Origin of the sequence: uncultured Nostoc sp. (assembly GCF_964245575.1) — a bacterium.
GTDB lineage: Bacteria > Cyanobacteriota > Cyanobacteriia > Cyanobacteriales > Nostocaceae > Nostoc.
Genome location: NZ_CAXTNP010000102.1, coordinates 1 through 3,800, shown reverse-complemented (window position 1 = coordinate 3,800; position 3,800 = coordinate 1). Strand labels below are relative to the sequence as shown.

Below are 3,800 nucleotides of genomic sequence, written 5' to 3'. Positions count from 1 at the left end.
ACTCCTAACTCCTAACTCCTAACTTTTCATTTACCAATTCTGCATTTCCACCAATTCCATACACAACTCATTAATTTGCTCAAAATCAGGTTTGTGAGGTAGGGCAGATTGTTCGTAAACAATTTCCATTTCAGCGACCAAATCTTCTGCCTTTTTCATCACCTCCTCATAAGAATACTCACCCTTTAAAATAGCTTTTAAATCCTCAAAATCACCAGCTATTCTCCTATCTACAATCACTTCACCTCGCCGCAATATTTCTACTCCACTGCGTAACAATCGAATGCAGTGCATCCCATGTTTGAGGTCAAAACCCGATTTTCTTTCCATTTCTGCCCTAGCCGGATTTCTATTTTCCTGCCAAGATAAGTAAGCTTTCCATTCTCTTAAAGCTATTTGATAACTTTGGCTTTTCTGAAGCAGGCGGATAAAATCTTTACGGCTATTGCTTAACTTTTGGGTATATTCCAAAGTTTCATCTGGTAAAGTGTATTGTTTCAACACGCCTTTAAAATCAATATCTGCCGTCAGCAATTGGTATAATTGTTCTGCTTCTTCCAAAAACTCAATCCGTCCTCTGATTAAGTTATAAAGATATTCCAGAAAAGCATTTAACTCATCTTTGCTAAGGGGCGCTTCGTCTTCTATGGCGAAATCAGATGGTATTGGCTTTTTTTGCGGTGGCTTTAACAACCACTTGCGATGAGTTTCCATTTTTTTGATTTGAGCAAAAGCATAACCAGTGTAAGTATGTTTTACTTTCTTGCTCAAAAATAGCTGTTTATGATTAATTAAATGCTGTCCGACTGAGTTTATAAAAGGATAGTTATTTAACCAGAGCAATTCTAAAACATTGGGATTCGCGCCCGCTAATAACTGAAGGATTTTTCTTAATTCATATATAACTGTGTCTTTGTTGCCATCAATGAATGGAAATATACCTGGTTCATCCCAACCAGCATCTTTTTGTTCTATGTGATCAAATCCCAAGTAGTACCTTTTGGGTGCGATAAATACTCCCCGATAATCAAAGTCTGAATCAGGACGATTTAAACCATAGCCGTGGCTACCCGCCAAACCAATTAAAATAGTTCTTTGCTCAACTTCTATTCTTTCCATATCACCTGATTAAAATATAGCCATCCTAACTCATGATTTAAGCAGGTGGAAAGTGGGTAATGGAGATGCAGAGGAGCAGAATAAAAATCCCCATACCCAATGACCAATGACTAATACCAATAGTTGTTTAGTTTCACAAAAATGCCCCTAAAGAAGGATACAAGAATATCCCCTTGAGGAGCAAAACTTATCAATTCAGTTTTTCCGATAATTTCGGTTTCTTAGAACAGGAATTATCTAGGATTAATGTGCCGTCTATTTCCCCATCCTGGATTAACAATGGCGGCTAAATCTTCTTCAGACAATTTGCTGATTTCACTGTCCAGTTCTTCGACGCTGAAATCATAGCCACGCTCTTGAGCAATCTTGACGAAGGCTTCTGGATTAGCTGTTGCTTTGAGTCTTTGCTGTAATGCTTGATCTTGTTTTACGGCTTCAAAAAGTCGGGTAGCATTTTGCTGTGTCATGACAGTGTATCTCCTGTTTTAAATATCAGGTTTGAATGTAGTAATTTGACTCCTGTGGAATCACTAAATTTGGTGAAGAACCTTTACGATTAAGAGTGTAAATTTAATTTTAAAACAAAGAATAAAATTGTGTAGATTCTGATAAGAAAATATAAGTTTTAGTCTAAATATTTTTGCTAGTTTGTAAAAGTAAGCCCTAAGATGGAAGCAGTTTTTTACTAAATAACATTGAGTTTGAATTGTAAATGCATTTTAGATTCTTTGGGTGGGTTGATTCAGCGATGACGACTTTTGGCAAATAAAAGCTTGACTTAGCACCTGTTGATAAAATAGCATGTTAGATTGTCTGTCTAATTCCTGCTCGGATCAGGTAGACATATTACAAAAGCTGGCTGCATCGTCTCTACGGGAGATAAAAACCAGCTACCTGTACGGCAACCTCAAGGACAATTCCATGACCTACGCGATTATTGAAACTGGCGGCAAACAAATACGAGTAGAGCCAGGGCGGTTTTACGATATTGAACTGCTTGCGACCGAACCAGATGAAAAAGTTACAATAGACTCCGTATTACTCGTGCAGCACGATGGTGAAGTCACCATTGGACAGCCACTAGTGACAGGTGCGACTGTAGAAGGCACTGTAATGCGACATTACAGAGGTCGTAAAGTCCTGGTATACAAGATGAAGCCTAAAAAGAAAACCCGCAAAAAGCGGGGGCATCGTCAGGAAATTACCAGACTTATGATTGACTCCATCACCCTTAATGGTGCAGTATTTGCTTTCCAAGGAGAAACGGAGAAGGAAACCCCCGTTCTAGATGAGACTCCTGCCGAAGAAGTTGAAACTGCTGCTGAATAATAATAAGAAGATACACAAGAGGAAATCATGGCTCATAAGAAAGGAACAGGTAGTACACGCAACGGTCGCGATTCTAATGCCCAACGTCTGGGTGTCAAGCGTTATGGCGGTCAAGTTGTACGTGCAGGAAACATTCTCGTGCGTCAGCGCGGCACAAAATTTCACCCTGGTAACAATGTCGGTATTGGTAGCGATGACACTCTGTTTGCCTTAATCGACGGTGTTGTAACGTTTGAGAGAAAGGGTAAAACCCGTAAAAAAGTTAGTGTTTATTTACCTATAACTGCTGCTGAGGCAGCTCCTGCTGAGGCAGTAGCAAGTTAAAGTGTTTAGGGTGGGTAACAGTGCCCACTCTAATCGCTAGTTAGCGATCGCATGTCCCAGCCGTTGCTTAAAAGTCGCTTTGTTCCTGTGTTGCCCATAGATCAGTATCAGGAGCATTAAAGCGCAAATATTCTTCACTAAACAAAATATTACACAAGAAAATTGGGTTATGTAGTTTGCCGCCGTAGACATCGCATATCAAATCTTAAGCACCAATTTTTTTGGAACATCCAAACTTCAGGATAGCCAGCCAGAGATACGTTTGTTCTGAAACTCTTTGGATTAAACATCTTCAGAAATTAAATGTGCGTTATCCAGAAACCTTGCACAGATGTAGCACTGCTAAGTACAGCTTTGCGTATAAATCGTAGCGTTTTTAATGCAAGGGGACGCATTGGCATTGTTAGCCGATGCATTAGCATTGTTAGCCGATGCATTGGCATTGTTAGCCGATGCATTGGCATTGTCAGCCGATGCATTGGCATTGCAGGGTATTGCCAAATTTAATTCGCTACGAATTAATGAAATGCTGTACTTAGTCTCTACATTCTTCAGTATGACATTTTGCTGAAATAATATCTAAATTAGATTCTGGCTTTGAGCCACCATGAATACCTGAGAAAATGCTGAGAATTAACTAAATTTTCTCAAGGGATAAATTTATTAAAATTATGGCTTAGTTTCAATAAGCTCTCAGCCGTTATAGAGATACTTTAGATGTTCGGGATAAATCAAACACCAGTAGCAAAAGTCTGATAGAGTCCTCTATAACAAGGCATATTCTTTACCCCAATAGCCTTTATAAATCTGCTTGTAGTTTAGTTTTCTCTGAGCAATCAATACAAAAATAACTATCCAAAGGATGAAAGAAGACTATGAACTGGAAAACACTTTCTTTAATAGCTGGTTTGATTTTAACTACCAGTCTCACTGCTTGCTCTAGCACTCCTGCAAGCAACAATCAAATTGCTCCTGAAGCGTCTCCTGCTATGAGCAAAGATAAAGCTGGCGATGCAATGGGCAAAGAT

The 3,800-nt window shown here is 39.2% G+C and carries 5 protein-coding genes; 3 read left to right on the top strand and 2 right to left on the bottom strand.

All coding sequences use genetic code 11. The features are described 5' to 3' along the window. Nucleotides 1–30: 30 nt before the first annotated feature. Both ACFFAP_RS17465 and ACFFAP_RS17460 read right to left on the bottom strand, forming a co-directional pair. Complete coding sequence (locus tag ACFFAP_RS17465) at nucleotides 31–1,119, bottom strand: DNA polymerase beta superfamily protein (RefSeq protein ID WP_375512387.1); 1,089 nt, start codon at nucleotides 1,117–1,119, stop codon at nucleotides 31–33. A 233-nt stretch (nucleotides 1,120–1,352) separates the two neighbouring features. Further along, nucleotides 1,353–1,586 (bottom strand): Nif11-like leader peptide family natural product precursor, encoded by a 234-nt coding sequence (locus ACFFAP_RS17460; protein WP_375512386.1) that lies wholly within the window; start codon nucleotides 1,584–1,586, stop codon nucleotides 1,353–1,355. A 454-nt stretch (nucleotides 1,587–2,040) separates the two neighbouring features. On the opposite strand from ACFFAP_RS17460, the gene rplU reads away from it, so the two are divergent. The 3 genes from rplU (at nucleotide 2,041) to ACFFAP_RS17445 (ending at nucleotide 3,343) form a co-directional block, all read left to right on the top strand. After that, on the top strand, nucleotides 2,041–2,448 hold the full coding sequence (gene rplU / locus ACFFAP_RS17455) for a 50S ribosomal protein L21 (RefSeq protein ID WP_375512405.1): 408 nt from the start codon (nucleotides 2,041–2,043) through the stop codon (nucleotides 2,446–2,448). Between the two features lie 27 nt (nucleotides 2,449–2,475). Beyond that, entirely contained in the window at nucleotides 2,476–2,772 is a 297-nt protein-coding gene (gene rpmA, locus ACFFAP_RS17450; RefSeq protein WP_322667698.1) for a 50S ribosomal protein L27, read from the top strand. A gap of 379 nt (nucleotides 2,773–3,151) precedes the next feature. After that, nucleotides 3,152–3,343, top strand: a complete 192-nt coding sequence (locus ACFFAP_RS17445; protein WP_375512385.1) for a hypothetical protein — start codon at nucleotides 3,152–3,154, stop codon at nucleotides 3,341–3,343. The last annotated feature ends 457 nt before the right edge of the window (nucleotides 3,344–3,800 follow it).

Bases quoted from the DNA above. Each gene is read 5' to 3' on its own strand.
- ACFFAP_RS17465 (WP_375512387.1), bottom strand. From the start codon at position 1,119: ATGGAAAGAATAGAAGTTGAGCAAAGAACTATTTTAATTGGTTTGGCG.
- ACFFAP_RS17460 (WP_375512386.1), bottom strand. From the start codon at position 1,586: ATGACACAGCAAAATGCTACCCGACTTTTTGAAGCCGTAAAACAAGAT.
- rplU (WP_375512405.1), top strand. From the start codon at position 2,041: ATGACCTACGCGATTATTGAAACTGGCGGCAAACAAATACGAGTAGAG.
- rpmA (WP_322667698.1), top strand. From the start codon at position 2,476: ATGGCTCATAAGAAAGGAACAGGTAGTACACGCAACGGTCGCGATTCT.
- ACFFAP_RS17445 (WP_375512385.1), top strand. From the start codon at position 3,152: ATGCAAGGGGACGCATTGGCATTGTTAGCCGATGCATTAGCATTGTTA.